The sequence below is a fragment of the Streptomyces sp. NPDC058534 genome (assembly GCF_042717365.1).
Taxonomy (GTDB): domain Bacteria; phylum Actinomycetota; class Actinomycetes; order Streptomycetales; family Streptomycetaceae; genus Streptomyces.
On record NZ_JBHXNW010000072.1, the window covers coordinates 25,332 to 47,585 of the forward strand.

Annotated in this window: 17 protein-coding genes and 2 pseudogenes; 11 read left to right on the forward strand and 8 right to left on the reverse strand. The window is 73.2% G+C overall.

Features of this window, described 5'->3' with window-relative positions; translation table 11 throughout:
• Positions 1 to 512: 512 nt before the first annotated feature.
• Entirely contained in the window at positions 513 to 929 is a 417-nt protein-coding gene (locus ACFWR9_RS33140) for a cobalamin B12-binding domain-containing protein (RefSeq protein ID WP_125492772.1), read from the forward strand.
• An 89-nt stretch (positions 930 to 1,018) separates the two neighbouring features.
• Here ACFWR9_RS33140 and ACFWR9_RS33145 read toward each other — a convergent pair whose 3' ends face one another.
• Together ACFWR9_RS33145 and ACFWR9_RS33150 are read right to left on the reverse strand one after the other, a co-directional pair.
• Entirely contained in the window at positions 1,019 to 2,656 is a 1,638-nt protein-coding gene (locus tag ACFWR9_RS33145) for a DUF5691 domain-containing protein (RefSeq protein WP_383848642.1), read from the reverse strand.
• 130 nt (positions 2,657 to 2,786) lie between these two features.
• Positions 2,787 to 4,154, reverse strand: a complete 1,368-nt coding sequence (locus ACFWR9_RS33150) for an SWIM zinc finger family protein (RefSeq protein WP_383848644.1) — start codon at positions 4,152 to 4,154, stop codon at positions 2,787 to 2,789.
• A gap of 131 nt (positions 4,155 to 4,285) precedes the next feature.
• Here ACFWR9_RS33150 and ACFWR9_RS33155 point away from each other — a divergent pair, with 131 nt between their 5' ends.
• The 6 genes from ACFWR9_RS33155 (at position 4,286) to sucD (ending at position 13,021) form a co-directional block, all read left to right on the forward strand.
• Positions 4,286 to 5,395, forward strand: a complete 1,110-nt coding sequence (locus ACFWR9_RS33155; protein ID WP_383848647.1) for an AAA family ATPase — start codon at positions 4,286 to 4,288, stop codon at positions 5,393 to 5,395.
• Between the two features lie 159 nt (positions 5,396 to 5,554).
• Entirely contained in the window at positions 5,555 to 8,020 is a 2,466-nt protein-coding gene (locus ACFWR9_RS33160) for a DUF5682 family protein (protein ID WP_383848649.1), read from the forward strand.
• On the forward strand, positions 8,017 to 9,186 hold the full coding sequence (locus tag ACFWR9_RS33165; RefSeq protein ID WP_383848652.1) for a vWA domain-containing protein: 1,170 nt from the start codon (positions 8,017 to 8,019) through the stop codon (positions 9,184 to 9,186). Before ACFWR9_RS33160 ends, ACFWR9_RS33165 begins: the two co-directional genes overlap by 4 nt.
• A 170-nt stretch (positions 9,187 to 9,356) precedes the next feature.
• Positions 9,357 to 10,298, forward strand: coding sequence for a hypothetical protein (locus ACFWR9_RS33170; RefSeq protein WP_383848654.1), 942 nt, complete (start codon positions 9,357 to 9,359; stop codon positions 10,296 to 10,298).
• A 625-nt stretch (positions 10,299 to 10,923) separates the two neighbouring features.
• A complete protein-coding gene (sucC, locus tag ACFWR9_RS33175; protein ID WP_383848656.1) occupies positions 10,924 to 12,108 on the forward strand; it encodes an ADP-forming succinate--CoA ligase subunit beta in 1,185 nt (394 codons plus the stop codon).
• A 28-nt stretch (positions 12,109 to 12,136) separates the two neighbouring features.
• Positions 12,137 to 13,021 carry a succinate--CoA ligase subunit alpha gene (sucD, locus tag ACFWR9_RS33180; RefSeq protein WP_383848658.1) on the forward strand — a complete coding sequence of 295 codons (885 nt, stop codon included), beginning with the start codon at positions 12,137 to 12,139 and terminating at the stop codon, positions 13,019 to 13,021.
• Between the two features lie 108 nt (positions 13,022 to 13,129).
• Here the strand turns inward: sucD and ACFWR9_RS33185 are convergent, their stop codons facing one another.
• Positions 13,130 to 14,323, reverse strand: coding sequence for a helix-turn-helix domain-containing protein (locus ACFWR9_RS33185; RefSeq protein ID WP_383848661.1), 1,194 nt, complete (start codon positions 14,321 to 14,323; stop codon positions 13,130 to 13,132).
• Between the two features lie 96 nt (positions 14,324 to 14,419).
• On the opposite strand from ACFWR9_RS33185, the gene ACFWR9_RS33190 reads away from it, so the two are divergent.
• Positions 14,420 to 16,066, forward strand: coding sequence for a DUF6350 family protein (locus ACFWR9_RS33190; RefSeq protein WP_383848664.1), 1,647 nt, complete (start codon positions 14,420 to 14,422; stop codon positions 16,064 to 16,066).
• Between the two features lie 164 nt (positions 16,067 to 16,230).
• Here the strand turns inward: ACFWR9_RS33190 and ACFWR9_RS33195 are convergent, their stop codons facing one another.
• Positions 16,231 to 17,031, reverse strand: coding sequence for a hypothetical protein (locus ACFWR9_RS33195; RefSeq protein WP_383848667.1), 801 nt, complete (start codon positions 17,029 to 17,031; stop codon positions 16,231 to 16,233).
• 286 nt (positions 17,032 to 17,317) lie between these two features.
• On the opposite strand from ACFWR9_RS33195, the gene purN reads away from it, so the two are divergent.
• Complete coding sequence (gene purN, locus ACFWR9_RS33200; RefSeq protein WP_383848668.1) at positions 17,318 to 17,956, forward strand: phosphoribosylglycinamide formyltransferase; 639 nt, start codon at positions 17,318 to 17,320, stop codon at positions 17,954 to 17,956.
• Positions 17,953 to 19,512, forward strand: coding sequence for a bifunctional phosphoribosylaminoimidazolecarboxamide formyltransferase/IMP cyclohydrolase (purH, locus tag ACFWR9_RS33205; protein ID WP_383848670.1), 1,560 nt, complete (start codon positions 17,953 to 17,955; stop codon positions 19,510 to 19,512). Before purN ends, purH begins: the two co-directional genes overlap by 4 nt.
• Before the next feature lie 84 nt (positions 19,513 to 19,596).
• Here purH and ACFWR9_RS33210 read toward each other — a convergent pair whose 3' ends face one another.
• From ACFWR9_RS33210 to ACFWR9_RS33225, 4 genes and pseudogenes are all read right to left on the reverse strand, one after another.
• A complete protein-coding gene (locus tag ACFWR9_RS33210; protein ID WP_383848673.1) occupies positions 19,597 to 20,064 on the reverse strand; it encodes a hypothetical protein in 468 nt (155 codons plus the stop codon).
• A pseudogene (locus ACFWR9_RS33215) lies at positions 20,064 to 20,402 on the reverse strand (serine/threonine protein kinase); the annotation flags it as partial. The pseudogene ACFWR9_RS33215 and the gene ACFWR9_RS33210, both read right to left, overlap by 1 nt.
• A 95-nt stretch (positions 20,403 to 20,497) precedes the next feature.
• A pseudogene (locus tag ACFWR9_RS33220) lies at positions 20,498 to 20,743 on the reverse strand (FHA domain-containing protein); the annotation flags it as partial.
• Positions 20,744 to 20,789: 46 nt separating this feature from the next.
• The gene (locus tag ACFWR9_RS33225; RefSeq protein WP_383848677.1) at positions 20,790 to 22,004 is read right to left on the reverse strand and encodes an RNA-guided endonuclease InsQ/TnpB family protein; all 1,215 of its coding nucleotides are present in this window, start codon (positions 22,002 to 22,004) and stop codon (positions 20,790 to 20,792) included.
• 50 nt (positions 22,005 to 22,054) lie between these two features.
• Between ACFWR9_RS33225 and ACFWR9_RS33230 the strand changes: the two genes are divergently transcribed.
• The coding region (locus ACFWR9_RS33230) for a transposase (RefSeq protein ID WP_383848675.1) at positions 22,055 to 22,254 on the forward strand (200 nt) is incomplete at its 3' end.

A 22,254-nucleotide genomic window follows, 5' to 3' on the forward strand; every position in this document is an offset into this window, starting at 1 on the left:
CCCGTGTGCCCTCGTTAGAGCGCCGTGACACCAGTGTTTCGTGATGTTTGCGAGGTCTACCCGGATGGGTGTGTCGACGTGCCGTATCCGAGCCAGGGGTGTCCCGTGGGTCTCGTCTGACCTGTGGGTTTCGTCTTGCCCGTGGGTCTCGTCTGGCCTGTGGTGTCGGTGATACGGCGACGAGGCCGCCCGCTGCTTCCCCGTCCCGCCCTCGCTGCGGCTCTCCGTGCGCGTGATGCCGCCGCGCCCTGGTGCGGTGCGCGGCGAACGTGTCCCACCGTGTGATTTCCCCCTCTGTATCCACCGTGAAACTGCCGGTTGCGGGATGCTGGCGATAGCGTTCGTTCACTTCCCGGACGCCGCGGTGCGGGACCTCCGTGTCGCGAAGGTGCGCGCTTTGCGGCCTTCACGCACCATGTGCGGCTTTGAGTGCCGTGCTCCTGTGTACGGCGTCGGCGAAGTGTGCGGTACTTGTCGGTACGGATGGATGTAGTCGCTTCATGGAGGCAGTGATGGGTGTGGCAGCCGGTCCGATCCGCGTGGTGGTGGCCAAGCCGGGGCTCGACGGCCACGATCGCGGGGCCAAGGTGATCGCGCGGGCCCTGCGTGACGCCGGTATGGAGGTCATCTACACCGGGCTTCACCAGACACCCGAGCAGATCGTGGACACCGCGATCCAGGAGGACGCCGACGCGATCGGGCTGTCCATCCTCTCCGGTGCGCACAACACGCTCTTCGCCGCCGTGATCGCGCTGCTGCGGGAGCGGGACGCGGCGGACATCCTGGTCTTCGGCGGCGGGATCATCCCCGAGGCGGACATCGCTCCGCTGAAGGAGAAGGGCGTCGCCGAGATCTTCACGCCCGGCGCCACGACGGCGTCGATCGTGAACTGGGTCCGCGCGAACGTGCGGGAACACGCGGAGGCGTAGCCGCCCGCTCCGTCGGTGCGGGCCGTGCGCCGTCCCAACGGCTCTTGGGCGGCCGTGGGGTGCGGGCGGCTCCACGACTGCGCCACGTCCTACCCCGCTCCCAGCTCCTCCGCCATCGCCGCCCGCAACCGCAGTGTCGTGACGAGCCGTTGGAACGCCTCCGCCCAGTAACCCCCTGCGCCCGGCGACGCGTCCTCCGACTCGTCCGGTATCGCCTGCAGGCCGTCGAGGCGGCCTGCCTCCGCGGAGTCGAGGCAGCGTTCGGCCAGCCCCATGACGCCGCTGAAGCTCCACGGATAACTCCCGGCGTCCCGGGCGATGTCGAGCGCGTCCACCACGGCACGTCCGAGCGACGGCGCCCACGGCACCCCGCACATGCCGAGCAGCTGGAACGCCTCGGACAGTCCGTGCGTAGCGATGAAACCGGCCACCCAATCGGCCCGTTCACCCGCCTTCAGCGTGCCGAGCAGCTTGGCCCGCTCGGCCAGGGACACCGCGCCGGGACCGCCGGCCTCGGGCGCCGTGGGCGCTCCCAGCAACGCCCGCGCCCACGCGCCGTCGCGCTGTCGTACCGCCGCGCGGCACCATGCCGCGTGCAGCTCGCTCTGCCAGCCGTCCGCCACCGGCAGGGCGACGATCTCCTCGGGGCCGCGTCCGCCGAGCCGAGCCGGCCAGGTCGCGAGCGGGGCCGCCTCGACCAACTGGCCGAGCCACCAGGACCGTTCTCCCCGTCCGCCGGGCGGCTTGGCCACCACGCCGTCCCGCTCCATGCCCGCGTCGCACTCGTGCGGCGCCTCGACGGCGATCGCCGGGGAGTCCGGGGCGCGGTCGAGGGACACGCAGGTCACGGCCCGCGCCGCCATCCGCGCGGCCAGCGCCGAGTCCGGCAGTGCCGACAGCAACTCCGCCGCCGTCGCCCGTACGTTGCGGCTGCGGTCGGCCAGCGCCTGCTCCAGGAAGGGCTCGTCCGCCGGTGCCAGCCCGGTCCGCAGCGAGTCGAGGAACATCAGCCGGTCCTCGGCCCGCTCCGTCGCCCAGGTCGAGGCCAGCAGCCCGCGCGCGCCGGCCGGGTCGCGGGCGCGCAGGCCCGCCAGCAGGGCGACCCGTTCGGCGAACAGGCCCTCGTCCCAGAGCCGCCGCACCCGGTCCGCGGCGCCGGGACCGGGCAGCGCGGTCCCGCCGCCCGGCGTGGCACGCAGGGCGAACCGCCAGTCCGGATTCAGCCGGGCCAGCCACAGGGCACGGGGCCCCGCGAACCTCAACGCCGCCGGCCGCAGGTCCGTGCGCCCACGTGCCGCGTCCAGCAGCGCCGGAAGCGCCTCGGGCGGTGCCGCGAAACCGCGCGCGTTGGCCGTCGCCAGCCACTGGGGCAGCAGCTCCATCAGATCGGGCGCGGTCCCCCGGCGCCCGCCGGCCGCGGAGCCGGGACGGTCGGCGAGCAGCATCGTGAGGCGCCGGGCGGCCGCGGCGGGCAGGGGCGGGCGCGGATCCTCGGGAGCCGGGTCGGGGCGCCGCGCCGCACGGGCCGGCCGCAGCCCGGCACGGCGACGAACAGTCTCCGCCGCGGCCGCGTCCAGCAGCGCGGCCGGCGCACCCGGTCCGGGCTCGCTTCCCGGCGGCGTACGCCGGTCCGTACCGAGCAGGGCGGCGGTGACGAGTTCCTCCCAGGAGGCCGTCGAGGCCGTCGTCGGCGCTGGTGTGTCCGGGGGAGTGGGTGTGCTGGTCATGCGGTTCCCCTCTGGTTCCCTCTTGGTCCATGGCCTGGAGCGTGTCGGTGCGGGCGTGGGACGCGGCAGGTATGCGCATGGGACGCGGCAGGTGCGGGCATGGGACGCGCCGGTACCGACGTCTGACGTGTCAGTACAGCGGCACCGCCGGACCGGGGCCGGCCGGCCAGGCCGTCAGCGGAGTGAAGCCCCGGTGGCCGCACTCGCCGAAGACCGTGACGGGCGCACCGCCCGACAGCGCGGCCAGCCGCCAGACGCCCGCCCGGTTTCCGGCGCCCGACACGAGCGGCAGCGCGGTGTCGTCGTCGGCGTCCGCCAGCTGCCACGAGTCGCCGTCCGGCACCGGGACGACGCGCCCCAGCGTCAACGGCACCGAATCCAGCCACGGGTCGTCGCGGAGGGCCTCGCCGAACCGGACGGCCGCCCTCGACGTGGTCACTCCTCTCGGGCGTATCTCCGTGGTCGCGGGCTGTGCGAACCGCCGCCCCAGGGCCGCCCGCCGCTGTCCGGCGCCCGGGTACGCCGACACCTCGGCCTCCAGCGTCAGCCCCACCGGCAGCGCCAACTCCGGTGCCCTGCCCGCGGCGCCGTAGGAGAGGAGCAGCGCGGTCCGGTCCGTCTCCGCGCCGTACAACCAGATGCGACGGGTCGTCAGCCGCCCGTCCGCGGTGTCGTACTGGGCGAGGACCAGCCAGCGGTCCCGCACCGGCGGGCCGTCCGCGGACGCCGGCAGACCCACGCGCGAACGGACGGTCGCCGCCAGTCCGTCGGGCAGGCCCTCGCGGCGCAGCCAGCCCTGGTCGAGCAGGTGGAGGAGGGCGCACTCCTCCAGCAGCCGGACCGGCCAGCCGGGGCCCGACGACGGTATGGAGCCCAGCTCCCGCACGCGTGCGGCCAGACCCGGGGCCTGGGCGTCGACCATGCGGGCCGCCGTCTCCTCCCACAGCCCGTAGCCCGCCTGCTCGGCGCCGGCCAGACCGCCGCGCAGCAGGTCCGTCAGCCGCTGCTCCAGCTCCGTCGCGCCCGCGGTGATCCGCCCGGCCCGCTGCAGGGCCCGGCGCCGCGCCGCCTCCGGATCAGCGGTCCCGGACCCGCGCCCCGGCGACGAGTTCGCCGTCCCCGTCCCCTCTCTCCCCTCCGCGCGCTCGCGTTGTCCGGCGATCCACCGCTCCGCCCACTCGGGCGCTGCCGCCCCCGGCATCGCGACGCCCCCGCCCGACCAGAGCAGCAGCAGCCCCAGCGCGTGCTTGCACGGGAGCTTGGGACTCGGGCACGCGCACCGATATGCGGGCCCGGACCCGTCCGCGACGTCGACGACCGTCCGATACGGCTCGCTGCCGCTCCCCTTGCACAGCCCCCACACCGCCCCCTCGTCGGAACTCCCCACCTCGGACCACGGACCGGCCGCCCCGAACCTGCCGCCCGCTTCACGTGACGCGACGTCAGGTGCCAGTGCCAGCACCTGGTCCGCGGTCCAGCGCACCCCCTGCTGAGTCATGACATCGAAGGTAGATCCTCCCACTGACAATGGCCCGAGGGAGAGTGTTTTCGCAGGTCAGAGCGATTGTCAGTGGCGTGGTGCATCGTGGATGACAGATCGAACCGGCCGAGCTGGAGGGGGAATCAGCCATGCCTGTGTCCGTAGAAGCGATGTCCGGGGTCGAGAGGTTGCGGCCCCACGCCGAGCAGGCCTTCGGGGCCGAACTGGCCGCGCTGGCCGCGCAGGACGACCGTCCGCGCCCGGCCCGGTGGAAGCTGTCGCCCTGGGCCGTCGCCACCTACCTGCTCGGCGGCACCCTGCCCGACGGCACCGTGATCACCCCGAAGTACGTGGGCTCGCGCCGCATCGTCGAGGTCGCCGTCAGCACGCTCGCCACCGACCGCGCCCTGCTCCTGCTCGGCGTGCCCGGCACCGCGAAGACCTGGGTGTCCGAGCACCTCGCGGCGGCCGTCAGCGGCGACTCCACCCTGCTGGTGCAGGGCACCGCCGGCACCCCGGAGGAGGCGATCCGCTACGGCTGGAACTACGCGAGGCTGCTCGCCGACGGCCCGAGCCGCGACGCCCTCGTGCCCAGTCCGGTCATGCGGGCCATGGCGGACGGCACGACCGTGCGGGTGGAGGAGCTGACCCGCATCCCGGTCGACGTGCAGGACAGCCTGATCACCATCCTGTCGGAGAAGACCCTGCCGATACCGGAGCTGGGCCAGGAGGTGCAGGCGGTCCGCGGCTTCAACCTGATCGCCACCGCCAACGACCGCGACCGCGGGGTCAACGACCTGTCCAGCGCCCTGCGACGACGCTTCAACACCGTGGTGCTGCCGCTGCCCGAGAGCGCCGAGGCCGAGGTCGAGATCGTCACGCGCCGCGTCGACCAGATCGGCCGCTCCCTAGACCTGCCCCCGACTCCCGACGGCATCGAGGAGATCCGCCGCGTCGTCACCGTCTTCCGGGAGCTGCGCGACGGGCTGACGAGCGACGGGCGTACGAAGGTGAAGTCGCCCAGCGGCACCCTGTCCACGGCCGAGGCGATCTCCGTGGTCACCGGCGGTCTGGCGCTGTCCGCCCACTTCGGTGACGGGGTGCTGCGGCCCGGCGACATCGCCGCGGGCATCCTCGGCGCGGTCGTCCGCGATCCCGCCACCGACCGCGTCATCTGGCAGGAGTACCTGGAGACGGTCGTCCGGGAGCGTGACGGCTGGCAGGACTTCTACCGCGCCTGCCGCGAGGTGAGCGTGTGAACGGCGCGGAGGCGTGGACGCGGGCGCGGACGCGACACGGAGCGGAGACGCGGGTGGCCGGGGCGACGGGGGACGACGAGGACGCGACGTGGGCACGCAGGCTGTGGACTCGGGGGCGGTGGGCCCGTGGGCGGCGGCCCGGTGGGCGAGGGGGACGGTGTGACGGGCACTGACCGCGGCGGGGCCGATGGCGCGCCCGGACCGCTGCTGCTGGGCGTGCGTCACCACGGTCCGGGGTCGGCGCGGGCGGTACGGGCGGCGCTGGAGTCGGCTCGGCCGGGGGTCGTGCTGATCGAGGGGCCGCCCGAGGCCGACGCCCTGATCCCGCTGGCCGCCGACGAGGACATGCGGCCACCGGTGGCGCTGCTCGCGCACGCCGTGGACGAGCCCGGACGCTCGGCCTTCTGGCCGCTGGCCGAGTTCTCCCCGGAGTGGGTGGCCCTCCGCTGGGCCCTGGAACACGACGTGCCGGCCCGCTTCATCGACCTCCCGGCCGCGCACTCGCTGGCCTGGCAGTCGGAGGAGGGGCAGGACGCGGAGAGGACGGGCGAGGAGCCGGGGGCGGGACCAGGGGGCCGGTCCGGTGCGTCCGCCCCCGAGGTCCGGGTCGATCCGCTCGCCGCCCTCGCCGGGGCCGCCGGTCATGACGACCCCGAGCGCTGGTGGGAGGACGTCGTCGAACACCGCGGCCCCGGAGACGGGGACGCGCTCGCGCCGTTCACGGCGCTGGAAGAGGCCATGGGAGCCCTGCGGGAGACCGAGGAGACCGAGGAGACCGAGGAGGGCGGCGGACACGACGACCGTGACCTGGTGCGGGAGGCGTACATGCGGCTCCAGGTGCGGGCGGCGCAGCGGGAGTCCGCCCGGGGCGTCGCCGTGGTGTGCGGGGCGTGGCACGTGCCCGCGCTCCGGCGCAAGGTCACCGCCACCGCCGACCGGGCCCTGCTGAAGGGCCTGCCGAGGACCAAGGTGGACCTGACGTGGGTGCCCTGGACGCACCGACGGCTGTCCCGGTTTGGTGGGTACGGGGCGGGCATCGAGTCGCCCGGCTGGTACGCGCATCTGTTCGGCGCGGCGGACCGGCCGGTCGAGCGGTGGCTGACCAAAGTGGCCGGGCTGCTGCGGGACGAGGGCCGGATCGTCTCCTCGGCGCACGTCATCGAGGCGGTGCGGCTGGCCGGGACGCTCGCGGTGCTGCGCGGGCGCCCGCTGCCCGGGCTGAGCGAGACGACGGACGCCGTGCGGGCGGTGATGTGCGACGGCTCGGACGTCCCGCTGGCGCTGGTCCGGGACCGGCTGGTGGTGGGGGACGTGCTGGGGGAGGTCCCCGCGGGGGCGCCCGCGGTGCCCTTGCAGCGTGACCTGGCCAGGATCCAGCGCCGGCTGCGGCTCAAGCCGGAGGCGCGGCGCCGGGAGTTGGAACTCGACCTGCGCAAGGACACCGACGCGAGCCGCGGCAGACTGCTGCACCGGCTGCGGCTGCTCGGCGTCGGCTGGGGCGAGCCGGCCGTTTCCCGGGGCGGTACGGGGACGTTCCGGGAGACGTGGCGGCTGCGCTGGGAGCCGGAGCTGTCGGTGCGGGTCGCCGAGGCCGGGGTGTGGGGCACGACCGTGCTCGCCGCCGCGACCGCCAAGGCTCAGGCGGACGCCGTCACCGCACGCGACCTCGCCGACGTCACCGCACTCGCCGAACGCTGCCTGCTGGCCGGGCTGCCGGACGCGCTCACGCCGGTGATGCGGATACTCGCCGACCGCGCGGCGCTCGACACGGACGTCGGCCACCTCGCGCGGGCGTTGCCGGCCCTGGTCCGCTCGTTGCGCTACGGCGACGTGCGCGGCACCGACACCGGCGCGCTGGCGGAGGTCGCCGCGGGGCTCGCCGAGCGCGTCTTCGTCGGCCTGCCGGCGGCCTGCGCCGCCCTGGACGCCGACGCGGCCGACGAGATGCGCGGCCACGTGGACGCCGTGCACGGAGCGGTGGGCCTGCTCGGCGACACCTCCGCGCCGGGCCACGGCGGCCTGCGGTCCCGCTGGCAGGAGGTACTGCGGACCCTTTCGGCGCGGGACGTCGTTCCCGGTGTCGTCCGGGGGCGTGCCGTACGGATCCTGCTGGACGACGGTGTGCTGGCAGCGGACGAGGTCGCGCGGTTCATGGGCCTGGCGCTCTCCCGGGGCACACCGCCGGCGGACGCGGCGGCGTGGATCGAGGGCTTCGTCGGAGGCGGCTCGGGCGGCGGCATGCTCCTCCTCCACGACGAACGGCTGCTCGCCCTGGTCGACGGCTGGCTGACCGGCGTGTCGGCGGAGGCGTTCACGGACGTGCTGCCGCTGCTGCGACGCACCTTCGCGGCCTACGAGCCGGGGGTGCGCCGGAGCCTCGGTGAGCTGGTCCGGCGCGGACCGCAGGCGCGGGGGAGTGTGACCACGGCCGGCCCCGGGATACCGGGCTTCGCGGCCGGCCTCGACACCGAGCGCGCCGACGCGGTGCTCCCGGTGGTCCGGCTGCTGCTGGGCCTGGAGGGCAGCGACCCGGGGGGCGACGGCCTCGTGAGGAACCAACCGTCGGAAATCGACCCGGCGCGAAACGGCCTTGACGGGAACGACCTGGTGGGGGTGGACGCATGACGACCGAGCCGGTGAGGGCCGACACGGCGCAGGAGCGGCTGCGGCGGTGGCGGCTCGTGCTCGGCGGGGACCCGGCCGACGGCACTGGCCGCACGCTCTCCGGGCAGGACGCCGCGATGGACGGGGCGCTCACCGCGCTCTACGGGAAGGAGGCCGCGGCGCGGGGCGGACGGGACCGTGCGGCGGGGCTCGGCGGCTCCGCACCGGCCGTCGCGCGCTGGCTGGGTGACATACGGACGTACTTCCCCTCCTCCGTCGTACAGGTCATGCAGCGGGACGCGATCGACCGGCTCGGTCTCGCCACGCTCTTGCTGGAGCCGGAGATGCTGGAGGCGGTGGAGGCCGACGTGCACCTGGTCGGCACCCTGCTCTCGCTCAACCAGGCGATGCCGGAGACGACGAAGGAGACGGCGCGGACCGTCGTGCGCAAGGTCGTCGAGGACCTGGAGAAGCGGCTGGCCTCCCGCACCCGGGCCACCCTCACCGGCGCCCTGGACCGCAGTGCCCGCGTCACCCGGCCCCGGCACCACGACATCGACTGGAACCGCACGATCTCCGCCAACCTCAAGCACTACCTGCCCGAGTACGGGACGGTCGTGCCGGAGCGGCTCGTCGGCTACGGGCGGGCGTCCCGGTCGGTGAAGAAGGAGGTCGTCCTCTGCGTCGACCAGTCCGGGTCGATGGCGGCGTCCGTCGTGTACGCGTCGGTGTTCGGGGCGGTGCTGGCGTCCATGCCGTCGATAGAGACCCGGCTCGTCGTCTTCGACACGGCGGTCGTCGACCTCACCGACCAGCTGGACGACCCGGTCGACGTGCTCTTCGGCACGCGGCTCGGCGGCGGTACGGACATCAACCGGGCCCTGGCGTACTGCCAGTCGCGGATCACCCGGCCCGCGGAGACCGTGGTCGTGCTGATCAGCGACCTCTACGAGGGAGGCATCCGGGACGAGATGCTCAGACGGGTCGCGGCGATGCAGGCGGCGGGCGTGCGGTTCGTGACGCTGCTGGCGTTGTCCGACGAGGGGACGCCCGCCTACGACAGGGAGCACGCGGCGGCGCTCGCCGCGCTGGGCGCACCCGCGTTCGCGTGCACGCCCGACCACTTCCCGGAGGTGATGGCGGCGGCGATCGAGAGGCGGCCCCTGCCGATACCGGACGCCGGGTGACGATTTGTCGATCCGAGGTGGCCGATTCCTGCCGGTAAAACGGACATGGCTACCCATCGGTAATGAAGGGCTTGCACAACCCGCGGAGTCCCGTGCGAGGATCGCGCGTCATCGACGCGTTGTTCGACGCGCTAGCCGTTCCGCCGCCGCACGGGAGGAATCTCCCCCTCTTGATCCTGTCAGTAGTCCTGCCCGGTGCCGCTCTGCGCGTGATGAGCACGGCGGCCGGGCGGCGTGCCCTGCACGTGGCGCTGCTGGTGGGCGGGTTGTTCGTGCTCGGGGTGGTCTGCGGGGAGCGGGCGCAGGCGGCCGACGGGGCGCCGTCCCTGCGGGACACCGTGAGGCAGGTCGTCGACGTGCCGGTGGAGCGTCCGGCGAAGGAGAGCCGTGAGTCGGACCTCCTCCCGCCGAAGGACTCCCTCTCCGCCGTCGGGGACGTGGTGGAGAAGGTGACTGAGGCGCTGTCACTTCCCTCCGCCGCTTCGGACTCCGACTCCGACCCCGGCTTCTCCGACCCCGGTTCCTCCGGCCCCGGTTCCTCCGACCCCGGCTCCTCCGACCTCTCGGTCTCCACGTGGCCGTCGTTGCCTCCGCTGTCGGAGCTGCCGAACCCGTCCGGGGCCGGCAGTTCGGACGGTTCGGCCGACCCGTACGTTCCGGACCATCGCCGGTCGGAACCGGCCGAAGCCGACTCCGCGCATCCTTCCGACGGAGCCGGCACCTCCGCCCCCTCCGCCCCCTCCGAGGCCACCGAACCCCGCACCGACACCGACACCGACGCCACCGACCACTCGGCGCACGGCGGCCACGGTCACGGCCCGGTCGCGGTGGCGGGCGGCGCGGAACCGCCGGTGCCGCACTCCGGCAACCCCCGCCGAACCACCCCGGCGTCCACCGAATACGCCCCCACCCGGCACGCGCCCACCGGCGCTCCCGACGGATCGCTGGGTACCACGAGCGGTGACGATCAGGGGATGCCGCGTCACGGTGACACTCACGCGGTCACCCCGCATCACCGGATCCCGTTCCGGCTCGTAGCCGTGGCCCTGGAGCGTGCCGACGTGGGCGAGACCCGGGATGCGTTCCGGGACATCCCGGTCTCTCCCGCCTGACCGGCGGAACCTCCCTGTCGCGAGCGCGCGTCTGAGGCCCCCGGGGCGGATGCGCCCGACGGCGTCCGTCGACGCGCCCGCACTCCCGTACCCCTGCCGTACCCCCGTCCCACCCACAGACTCCGCGAAGCGGCAGCCCGAGACGGTCGAAAGCCGTCGGCCTCCCTCGGGCCGAAACTCCGCGGATGGGTCGGCCGGTCCCCGTTGGGGTGGGGACCGTCCGACCCGCACACCGGAGACCCGCACCCCTGCGGGCCTCCGGGCCGACGAGCCTCACCGGGCTAACCCCAGCCCGGTGAGGCTCCCCAGCGCCGCGTCTCGCCGCACTCCGCGCCGCGTCTCGCCGCACTCCGCGCCGCGTCTCGCCGCACTCCGCGCCCCGCCGAAGCCGCTCACCTCCGGCACCGCGTGCCAGTGAGCGCGGCATCATGTGACAGGCATCACCGCTCAGGTGTGACCCACGATTTAGGGACCCTCGGCAAGCGGCGATAACCTGCGAGACGGACATGCCGCGCGCTCGGTCACCGTGTGCGCTCCCCTTGTGACACAGCGGACGTCACGTTGCCCTTCGCGGCACGCCCACGCATCCAACGAACCGCGAGATCACTGATAGGGACGGAAGCGCGTGGACCTGTTCGAGTACCAGGCGAGGGACCTCTTCGCCAAGCACGATGTACCGGTGCTGGCCGGTGAAGTCATCGACACGCCTGAGGCGGCGCGCGCGATCACCGAGGGTCTGGGCGGCAAGTCCGTCGTCAAGGCTCAGGTGAAGGTCGGTGGCCGCGGCAAGGCCGGCGGCGTGAAGCTCGCCGCCTCGGCGGACGAGGCCGTCGCCCGCGCGACGGACATCCTCGGGATGGACATCAAGGGCCACACGGTCCACAAGGTGATGATCGCCGAGACCGCTCCGGAGATCGTCGAGGAGTACTACGTCTCCTTCCTCCTCGACCGTGCCAACCGCACCTTCCTCTCCATCGCCTCCGTCGAGGGCGGCATGGAGATCGAGGAGGTGGCGGCCACCCGTCCGGAGGCCGTCGCCAAGACGCCGATCGACGCGATCGACGGCGTGACGCCCGAGAAGGCGCGCGAGATCGTCGAGGCCGCGAAGTTCCCGGCCGAGGTGGCCGGCAAGGTCGCCGACATCCTCGTCACGCTGTGGGACACCTTCATCAAGGAGGACGCCCTCCTGGTCGAGGTCAACCCGCTGGCCAAGGTCGCGGGCGGCGACGTCATCGCCCTCGACGGCAAGGTGTCGCTCGACGACAACGCCGAGTTCCGCCACCCCGACTTCGAGGAACTTCACGACAAGGCCGCCGCCAACCCGCTCGAGGCGGCCGCCAAGGAGAAGAACCTCAACTACGTCAAGCTCGACGGCGAGGTCGGCATCATCGGCAACGGCGCGGGTCTCGTCATGAGCACCCTGGACGTCGTCGCGTACGCCGGTGAGGCGCACGGCAACGTGAAGCCCGCCAACTTCCTGGACATCGGTGGCGGCGCCTCCGCCCAGGTCATGGCGAACGGCCTGGAGATCATCCTCGGCGACCCGGACGTCCGCTCCGTGTTCGTCAACGTCTTCGGCGGCATCACCGCCTGCGACGAGGTCGCCAACGGCATCGTCCAGGCGCTGAAGCTCCTGGAGGACCGCGGCGAGAAGGTCGAGAAGCCGCTCGTCGTCCGTCTCGACGGCAACAACGCCGAGCTGGGCCGCAAGATCCTCACCGACGCCAACCACCCGCTGGTCCAGCGCGTCGACACCATGGACGGCGCGGCCGACAAGGCCGCCGAGCTGGCTCACGCCGCCGCCAAGTAAGCACTCAGGACGAGGACACCAACACACCATGGCTATCTGGCTCAACAAGGACAGCAAGGTCATCGTCCAGGGCATGACCGGCGCCACCGGCATGAAGCACACCAAGCTCATGCTCGGTGACGGCACCGAGGTCGTGGGCGGCGTGAACCCGCGCAAGGCGGGCACCTCCGTGGACTTCGACGGCAACGAGGTACCGGTCTTCGGCACCGTCAAGGAGGCCATCGAGAAGACCGGCGCCAACGTCTCCGTCATCTTCGTGCCGGAGAAGTTCACCAAGGACGCCGTCGTCGAGGCCATCGACGCCGAGATCCCGCTGGCCGTCGTCATCACCGAGGGCATCGCCGTGCACGACTCGGCCGCCTTCTGGTCGTACGCCGGCAAGAAGGGCAACAAGACCCGCATCGTCGGCCCGAACTGCCCCGGCATCATCACCCCGGGCCAGTCCAACGCCGGCATCATCCCGGGCGACATCACCAAGCCGGGCCGCATCGGCCTGGTCTCGAAGTCCGGCACGCTGACGTACCAGATGATGTACGAGCTGCGTGACATCGGCTTCTCGACCGCCGTCGGCATCGGTGGTGACCCGATCATCGGCACCACGCACATCGACGCGCTCGCCGCGTTCGAGGCCGACCCCGAGACCGACCTGATCGTCATGATCGGCGAGATCGGCGGCGACGCCGAGGAGCGGGCCGCGGACTTCATCGCGAAGAACGTGAGCAAGCCGGTCGTCGGCTACGTCGCGGGCTTCACCGCGCCCGAGGGCAAGACCATGGGCCACGCCGGCGCCATCGTCTCCGGTTCGTCCGGCACCGCCCAGGCGAAGAAGGAGGCCCTGGAGGCCGCGGGCGTCAAGGTCGGCAAGACCCCGACCGAGACGGCCAAGCTCGCCAGGGCCATTCTGGGCAATTAAGTACCGTCTGAACGGCTGACCGCCTTCCCGTACGGCACCGAGTGGGCCCGTCCTCGCGGGGGACGGGCCCACTCGGCGTACCGTCGAGCCGGTTCGGCGTACCGGCGGTCATTCGAGCCGTGGAGTCAGCCGCTCCGGCCCGTCCTGCATCTGGTCGCGCAGCTTCTGCCGCAGCTCCAGTTCCTCGTCCGACAGCGCGCCCGGCGCCACCTTGGGCGGCACCCCGCGCACCGTCTCGCCGGGGGAGACCGGCGGCTCGTAGTGCGTGGGCGCGGTGCGCAGGGTCAGCGCGGTGGTCCCGATCAGGGCGGCGGTGAAGGCGATCGCCGCCCGGGTCCGGAACCGGGCCCGCCGTTCGCTGCCCACCCGTACCGTCGGAGGCTTGGCCGCCGCCCGCAGCCGCTCGCTCGACGCCACCTCGGCCAGCCGCCGGTGCAGCACCTCGGGGTCGGCCAGTTCGGGCAGCCGGCCGGCCATCGCCTTGCGCGCGTTCAGCAGCCGGTTCGCCGCCGCCGGAGTGCTCGCCTCCGTCTCCGCCGCCGTCTCGGGCAGGTCCAGGCCCACACCGTCGTACAGCAGGAGTGTCCGCCGGTGCCGCGGGGGGAGTCGGAGCAGGGTGTTCAGCAGCGTGCGGTCGCCGGGGTCGGCGGGCGGCGGCTCCGCGTGCCGGTTGCGCGGGCGGAAGCGCTGCCAGGGCGAGAGCGCGTACTCGTACGCCACCGCCCGCACCCACCCCACCGGGTCGCGGTCGCGGGCCACTTCCGGCCAGTTCTCCCAGGCGGTCTGGAACGCCCGCTCCACCGACTCGCGCGCCAGCTCCCGACGGCCGGTCAGCAGGAAGGTCTGCCGTACGAGGGCGGGGGTGCCGAACTCGTACAGCGCGTCGAACGCCTGAGCGGGCGTCAGCGCGACCGGCTCAGGCTCCGGTTCCAGTTCCAGTTCCAGTTCCGGTTCCGGTGTCGGTTCGGCTTCCTGCCGCTTCTCCGTGGGCAGCGGCTTCGCGGGCAGTACGAGGCTGTCGGCGGCCTCGGCCGGGCTCCTCCGGCCGGTGCGGACGGCCACGACGACGGGCACCGGCGCCGGCTGGGCGCCGGCTTCCGCCTCGGCCAGGTCCTTCAGCAATTCCGCGTACGTCTCCCTTTTCCGGCCGCGTGGTGTCGTGCGACCGCTCTCCCACGTACGGACCGTCGCGCGGGTGACGCCCATCCGGTTGGCGAGCTGAGCCTGCGTCAGCGCGGCCGCCTCGCGCAGGCGTCGGCGCGCCTTGGGGGGTGGGAGCGGGGTTCCAGGGCTCCGTGTCACAGGGCGCCCCTTCGCACGAAAAAGTACATAAACATATATTGAGCGACACAGCGGTGCTTCGCCTGTTACGCCGGGAAAGCGCGTGTCGTTGGGAGCATGGCGGGCGTGACCCAGACGACCGCCCGCCCGGCCCCGCTGTCTCTGCTGCGCACCCGCTGGCGCGACCGGTCGCCCGGCCTGGGCGACGGCCTCCTGGGTGGCGCGGTCGCGGCGGTGCTGGGGCTGGCCTCGTGCGCCGCGCTGGTCACCCTGCTGTGGATCAGTTCGCCGTACCCCGACAGCGGTCCCGAGGGCGCCCTGCACGTCGCCGCCTCCCTGTGGGTGCTGGCGCACGGTGCCGAACTGGTCCGCGCGGACACGCTCTCCGGCACCCCCGCGCCGGTGGGCGTCACCCCGCTGCTGCTGCTCCTGCTGCCGGTGTGGCTGCTGCACCGCGCGGCCCGGGACGCCACCGACCCCGGGGACGGGGTGGGCGTGGCCGTGGGCTCCGGACCCGGGGCGGGGGCCGGGACGCGCCTCGCGGGGGAGGGGCGCCTCCGGGACGCGGGGCCGCCGCCGGTCTCCGCGCGCTTCGCCTGGGTGGGCGTCGTCGCGGGCTACCTCTCCGTCGCCGCGCCCGTCGTGCTGTACGCGACGGGCGGCGCGCTGCGGCCCTCCTGGTGGTGGGCCGCCCTCTGCCTGCCGCTGGTCGCCATGGGCGCCGCGGGCGCGGGGGTGTGGACGGCGTTCGGCCGGCCGGGCGGACCGGTGGGCCGGGCGCTGCGCGTGCTGCCGCGGGACCTGCGGGAGCTGATGGTCGAGCCGGACGCACGCCTGGGCGCCGCCACGCGCGCCGCGGGCGCCGGTGCGGCGGTGCTCGTCGGGGGCGGGGCGCTGCTGGTGGCGGTGTCGCTGGTGTGGCACGGAGCCGCCGCGCAGGATGCCTTCCTGCGACTGACCGAGGGCTGGTCCGGGCGGTTCACCGTACTGCTGCTCTGCCTGGCGCTGGTGCCGAACGCCGCGGTGTGGGCGGCGGTGTACGCCCTCGGCCCCGGGTTCGCGCTCGGCGCCGGGCATGTCGTGCACCCCTTCTCCTCCGCCCCGGCCCCGTTGCTGCCGCCGTTCCCGCTGCTGGCGGCGGTGCCGGACGCGGGGCCCGGTACGCCGCTGCACTGGGCGGCGGGAGCGGTGCCGCTGGTGGCGGGGGTGGTGGTGGGGTGGTTCACGGCGCGGGCGGCCACGGGGGCCGCTACGGGAGCGGCGGTTGGTGGGGCCGCCGGGTCCGCCGGGGCGTGGTCGTGGCGGCGGACCGCCGGGGCCGCCGTCGTGGCCGCCGTGCTGTGCGCTGGGCTCGTCGCCCTGCTGGCCGCGTTCGCCGGCGGGCCGCTCGGGAGTGACGCCCTCGCGCGGTTCGGGCCGGTGTGGTGGCAGGCCGGGGGCGCGACGCTGGCGTGGATCGTGGTGCCGGCGGTGCCGGTGGCGGTGGTGGTGCGGGCTTGGCGGGGACGGGGCCGTGGCGCTGCCGCGCGGGAGGCGGTGGTGGACGGCGGCGAGGTGGCCGACGGGGGTGGGCGTGGGTGGGTGCCGGTGCCCTCCGTGGGGCGGTGGTGGAAGCGGGGCGGCGGGGCCGATACGGAGGTTGGCGAGGATGCGGGGGAGGTGGACGAGGATGCCGTGCCGTTCGGGCTGTACGACGACGAGGGCGGTGACGGGTCGTACGATCTGCTGCCGGTCGAGTCTCCGGCGGAGCCGCCGCGGGGGTAGCGGGGAGGGTGGTTTCGCCCCCGCCGCCCCTTCCCTTCCCGTCCCTGGGGGCTGCCGCCCCCAGACCCCCCCTTCGGCCTGGACGGCCTCGTCCTCAAACGCCGGACGGGCTGATAGTCACCGGACGGGCTGAAAGAAACGAACCGGACGGGCTGAAAAAACCGCTAGCCCTCCGTGCCCAGCAGGTCCCTCAGCTGTTCCGGCAGTAGGCGCTCGCAGCCCTGCTTCGCCGAGTTGGTCAGGGCGTCCTCGCGGCAGGTGTAGTAGTCGTTGTAGACCAGCTGGGCGCCGAAGGACGCGGCGACCAGGAGGATGGCCAGGGACGACGTGACCAGGCCGCTGATCGCCGCGGTGCGCTGCGGGCGGCCGGTCTGCTCGGCGGGGCGGGCCGGGGTGTCCGGGTCGGCGGCGGCGCGGGGCTTGGCGCGCAGGGAGCTGATGCCCCAGTACAGGGCCAGCGCGCCGAGCAGCAGGGCCACGTACGGCCAGGTGAAGAGCGCGAAGAACAGGGCCCACATGCCGCTCAGCAGAGCGTAGCGCGCACGTCGCTGGGACGGATCCTTCGGGTCCCAGCGCGGACCCGGGCCGCCGCCCTGCCCCTCGGGACCGGAACCGGAACCGCCGGGCCGCTCGCCGAAGCCGCCGGAGGAGCGGCCGGGCTGCCGGTCGCTCCACTGACCGCCCCACGGCGAACGCCCGCCACCCTGGGAACCGGACGAGTCCTGCGAGTCACCGCCGTCGCCCGACGGGTGCCGCGGCTGCCAGGGGCGGTCCGGCGTGCCCTCCGGGGGCGGAGCGAACGGGTTGTCCCGGTCCGGGGTGCCGTCCTGCCCGCCGCCGTTCCCGCGGTCCGAGGGCGTGTCGGGCGGTGACGAGGGGCGCTCCCGCAGCAACACGGTGCTGCGCCCCCCTGGCTGCGCCGACTGCTGGGGGAGCGTGAGCAGTCGCAGGCTGCGGTCCGGCATCAAGTGAGCGTCTTCCCCTTGGCGGCGATGAACGGGCGGACTGGTGGAACGGGCGAACGGGTCGGCACGACTGGTGAACGCGTGACGCGCAGGTCGCGTTCCCGGTCCGGCTCCACGCAGACGCTACCTTCCGGCCCCGCCCCCGTCCCGAGGGGGCCGTCCGGTGTGCCGGTATCGTTGCTGACGGTCGGCCGCTTCGTAGACTTCCCCGTATCCCGGGGCGCGAAGCATTCGTACGACTGTACAAAAAGACGAACGTACCGCTTCCCCGAGAAAGGCCCTCACCGTGGCCGCCATGCCCGTGGCCCCGCGAGCCAAGCGCCTCGTCGTGCTGGTCTCCGGATCCGGCACCAACCTCCAGGCGCTGCTCGACGAGATCGCCGCCACCGGCGTTGAGGCCTACGGGGCCGAGATCGTGGCCGTCGGCGCCGACCGCGACGGCATCGAGGGGCTGGCCCGCGCCGAGCGCGCCGGGCTGCCGGCCTTCGTGACGAGGGTCAAGGACTACGGGAGCCGCGAGGAGTGGGACGCGGCGCTTGCCGAGGCCGTCGCCGCGCACGAGCCGGACCTCGTCGTCTCGGCCGGGTTCATGAAGATCGTGGGCAAGGAGTTCCTGGCCCGCTTCGGGGGGCGGTTCGTCAACACCCACCCCGCCCTCCTCCCCAGCTTCCCGGGAGCCCACGGTGTGCGGGACGCGCTCGCGTACGGCGCCAGGGTCACCGGCTGCACCGTCCACTTCGTCGACGACGGCGTCGACACCGGGCCGATCATCGCGCAGGGCGTGGTGGAGATCCGGGACGAGGACGACGAGAGCGCTCTGCACGAGCGCATCAAGGAAGTCGAGCGAAGGCTGCTCGTCGATGTCGTGGGGCGGCTCGCCCGCAACGGCTATCGCATCGAGGGACGAAAGGTAGTTATCCAGTGACCGCCGAGAGCAACAAGCGGGCCGTCCGACGGGCGCTCGTCAGCGTCTACGACAAGACCGGGCTGGAGGAGCTGGCGCGCGGGCTCCACGAGGCGGGCGTCGAACTCGTCTCCACCGGGTCCACGGCCGGCCGTATCTCCGCCGCCGGCGTCCCCGTCACCAAGGTCGAGGAGCTGACCGGCTTCCCCGAGTGCCTGGACGGCCGGGTCAAGACCCTGCACCCCAAGGTGCACGCCGGCATCCTCGCCGACCTGCGCCTGGACAGCCACCGGCAGCAGCTCGGCGAGCTGGGGGTGGAGCCGTTCGACCTGGTCGTGGTCAACCTCTATCCGTTCGAGCAGACCGTCGCCTCCGGTGCCTCGCCCGACGAGTGCGTCGAGCAGATCGACATCGGCGGCCCCTCCATGGTCCGCGCCGCCGCCAAGAACCACCCCTCCGTCGCCGTGGTCACCAGCCCGGCCCGGTACGCCGACGTGCTCTTGGCGGTCAAGGACGGCGGCTTCGACCTGACCGCCCGCAAGCGGCTCGCCGCCGAGGCGTTCCGCCACACCGCCGAGTACGACGTGGCCGTCGCCGGCTGGTTCGCGGGGGAGTACGCCGGTGACGGCGAGCAGTTCCCGGAGTTCATCGGCGTGACGTACGAGCGCAAGAACGTCCTGCGCTACGGCGAGAACCCGCACCAGCCCGCCGCCCTCTACACAGGAGGCTGCGGCGGTCTCGCCGAGGCGGAGCAGCTGCACGGCAAGGAGATGTCGTACAACAACTACGTCGACACGGACGCCGCCCGCCGTGCCGCGTACGACCAGGACGCCCCCTGCGTGGCGGTCATCAAGCACGCCAACCCGTGCGGCATCGCCGTCGGCGCGGACGTCGCCGAGGCGCACCGCAAGGCGCACGCCTGCGACCCGCTCTCCGCGTACGGCGGCGTGATCGCGGTCAACCGCCCGGTGTCCAAGGAGATGGCCGAGCAGGTCGCGGAGATCTTCACCGAGGTCATCGTGGCGCCCGGCTACGAGGAGGGCGCGCTCGAGGCCCTCACCAAGAAGAAGAACATCCGCGTACTGCGCTGCCCCGAGGCTCCGCAGCCGCCCGCCGAGTTCCGCCCGATCGACGGCGGCGGCCTGGCCCAGGTGAAGGACGTCTTCCAGGCCGAGGGCGACGACCCGGCGCACTGGACGCTGGCGACGGGCGAGGCGCTGAGCGACTCCGACCTCGCCGGCCTGGCCTTCGCCTGGAAGGCCTGCCGTGCCGTCAAGTCCAACGCGATCCTCCTCGCCAAGGACGGCGCCTCCGTCGGCGTCGGCATGGGCCAGGTCAACCGCGTCGACTCCGCGAAGCTGGCCGTGGAGCGCGCGGGCGCCGAGCGGGCGCAGGGGGCGTACGCCGCCTCCGACGCCTTCTTCCCCTTCCCGGACGGCCTGGAGATCCTCACCGCGGCCGGCGTCAAGGCCGTGGTCCAGCCCGGTGGTTCGGTCCGTGACGAACTCGTCGTCGAGGCGGCGCAGAAGGCCGGCGTGACGATGTACTTCACGGGGACGCGGCACTTCTTCCACTGACGCGGACGCCCGACGCGGACGCCCGACACCGACGCCGACACCCCTGCCCCGGGGCCGGTCCCACCGACCGGCACCGGGGCACTGTCATGCCGACCCGCCCGACGCCGTCTCCGCACGCTCCAACGCGGCCTGCCGGGCGGCACGGAAGTCGTCCAGCACGGACGTACGGGCGGCCGGAAGCTCCTGCTCCACCTGCCGCTGGGCGCGGGCGACCTGTTCGGCGAGACCGGCCTCGGTCTGGCAGGTGGCGTCCCGCACGGCGACCCTCAGCTCCTCCTCGCCCGTGGCGCGCAGGGCGGCCCGGTCGGACCCGGCGGCGTCGAGCCGCTTCTCCACGGCCTTGAACGGGTCCGCGAGGTCCTGGTAGCGGAACCCTCCCTCCCGCATGCACCGGGCCCACTTCCGCTCGGCGGCCCGTACGAGGGCGTGGTCGAGCGTGGCCGTCACGATCGAGTTGCGCACGCTCTGCAAGGCGTACTGGTTCCGGTCCCACGAGGCGCCGTACAGCGCCCGGCGCGCGACCGCGACGCAGGAGTCGTCGGGGATCGACACGGTGGGTCCGTCGTGAAGGTGTCGTACATCCGGATCAGACGCGGCGAGCGCAGCCGCCGCAGCAGCTGCACCTCGCGTTCGGCCAGGTCGCGCAGGTGGTGCAGCTGACGCGGGGTGCGGGTGCCGGTGGGCAGGAACTTCAGCGCCGCCCGGCGTGGCGGTTCGCCGCCGTCGGAGGTGTGGCCTGCCGCGTCCGTGGTGTGCCGGGCCGCGTCCGTGGTGTGGCGGGTCGCGTCGTAGACCGTGGCGAACGCACCCGACGCCAGCGGCTCACGCACCTCCCACGGCCCGATCCGGTAGCCCTTCGGTACCGGGACCGCGTACGGCCGCCCGGTCACCGTGCCGCTCCGCTCGGGGCCGGGGCGAGTACCACGAGGTCGTCCTCGCGGACCAGGTCGAAGCGCAGGGCGAGCGAGGCCAGGGACTCCACGGCCGGGCCGACCTTGATGTGCTCGCCGGCGCCCTCCGGGTTCTCCACCACGTAGGTCTGGTCCTCGCTGAGATTGCTCAGCAGCCAGAACGTCCGGTGCGCCGCGATCTCCCCGGCGACCCGGGGCACCCCCGCGTGTGCGATGGCGAGTCCGCCGCCGCTGGGTTCGGCTCTGCCGAACTCGATGCGCTCACCCGCGCTGATCCTCAGCTGTTCGGCCACACTGCCGCACGACGGCGGCACGACGATGACGCTGTACGTGACTCCTCCACCCCCTAAAGGGGGTGGCTTCTCGCTATGCCTGGTTGGCGTTGCGACGGACCAGCCCGGCCCGTAGAACGTTGGTTGCTCCGACCTCGTCGGCGTGCGCCTGGTGGCCGCACGAGACGCAGTGGAACTTTTCCTGTGTGGGCCGGTTCTCCTTCGCGGTGTGCCCACATTCGGGGCAGGTGCGGGAGGTGTTGCGGGGGTCCACGGCGATCACTTCCCGTCCGGCGCTTTCAGCCTTGGCGTGCAGGATCGTCAGGAACACCCCCCAACCGGCGTCGGCGATCGAGCGGTTCAGCCCGGCTTTGGCGGCGGCCCCGTTGGGCAGGAACGCGCCTGGCTTGTCGGGGTCGGGCTTCGGCTGGGCGGTCTGGCTCATGTTGCGGATCTTGATGTCTTCGTGCGCGATGAAGTCGTGCTCACGGACCAGGCCGAGCGCGGTCTTGTGCGCGTGGTCGAGGCGCTGGCGTCGCACCTTGCCGTGCAGGGCCGCGACCTTCTCAACGGCCCGCTGGTGGTTGCGGGTGCGCTTGTGCGCCTTGCGGCGAGGGTGGCGGCTCAAGGCCCGTTGTGCTGCCTCGAGCTTCGCAGCGGCTTTGCGGGCATGACGCGGGTTTTCGACGTGCACGCCGCCTGAGTCGGTCAGGAACGAGACGATGCCCATGTCGATGCCGACCACACTGCCGGTCGCCGCAAGCGGCTCGGGCTGCGCCTGTTCGGCGGTCAGCACGACGAACCACTTACGGCCCTCGCGCTTGACGGACACGGTCTTCACCTTGCCGACAACGGCGCGGTGCTGGTTGACCTTGACGTGCCCGACACCTTGGAGGCGGACGCGGGTGACGGGGTCGTGCGGGGTGGAATCCCAGTGGCAGCCGTCGCCGTCCTTGGGGAAGTCCACCGTGTCGAACCAGTTGACGCCACGGAAGCGCGGGTATCCGGGCTTTTCCCCGGACTTGACCCGGCGGAAGAACGCGGCGAACGCCTTGTCGAGACGGCGCAGGGTGGCCTGCTGCGAGCTGAACGACCAGCGGCCGTGCCGCTCGGGGTCGAACGCCCGGATCTCCTTGAGCTGCGCGGACTGCTGTCCGTACGTGACGCTCGTCTTCGACACGTGCCGGTAGGCGTCGCGCCGCTCTTGCAGGGCGCCGTTGTAGAGGGAGCGGTGATCGCGCAACATCTCGCCGAGCGCGGCTTGCTGGCCCACGGTGGGCCGCATGAGGAACTTGTACGCACGGATCATCCGGCCCACCCCCTTCCGGTCTGGCTCGTTGAGCATACTACGCTTGGTGTATGTCACCACGTTGGGAACCAAACACCGATATCCGCCGAGGTCGTCATGTCGTCTACCACCTTCACGCCCACTTGGTTTTCGTAACCAAGTACCGGCGCGAGGTCTTCAACGACGAGATGCTGACACGCTGCGAAGAGATCATGCGGAACGTCTGCACGGACTTCGGCGCGGACCTGATCGAGTTCAACGGCGAGCAGGA

Bases quoted from the DNA above. Each gene is read 5' to 3' on its own strand.
- ACFWR9_RS33140 (WP_125492772.1), top strand. From the start codon at position 513: ATGGGTGTGGCAGCCGGTCCGATCCGCGTGGTGGTGGCCAAGCCGGGG.
- ACFWR9_RS33145 (WP_383848642.1), bottom strand. From the start codon at position 2,656: ATGACCAGCACACCCACTCCCCCGGACACACCAGCGCCGACGACGGCC.
- ACFWR9_RS33150 (WP_383848644.1), bottom strand. From the start codon at position 4,154: ATGACTCAGCAGGGGGTGCGCTGGACCGCGGACCAGGTGCTGGCACTG.
- ACFWR9_RS33155 (WP_383848647.1), top strand. From the start codon at position 4,286: ATGCCTGTGTCCGTAGAAGCGATGTCCGGGGTCGAGAGGTTGCGGCCC.
- ACFWR9_RS33165 (WP_383848652.1), top strand. From the start codon at position 8,017: ATGACGACCGAGCCGGTGAGGGCCGACACGGCGCAGGAGCGGCTGCGG.
- sucD (WP_383848658.1), top strand. From the start codon at position 12,137: ATGGCTATCTGGCTCAACAAGGACAGCAAGGTCATCGTCCAGGGCATG.
- ACFWR9_RS33190 (WP_383848664.1), top strand. From the start codon at position 14,420: ATGGCGGGCGTGACCCAGACGACCGCCCGCCCGGCCCCGCTGTCTCTG.
- ACFWR9_RS33195 (WP_383848667.1), bottom strand. From the start codon at position 17,031: ATGCCGGACCGCAGCCTGCGACTGCTCACGCTCCCCCAGCAGTCGGCG.
- ACFWR9_RS33225 (WP_383848677.1), bottom strand. From the start codon at position 22,004: ATGATCCGTGCGTACAAGTTCCTCATGCGGCCCACCGTGGGCCAGCAA.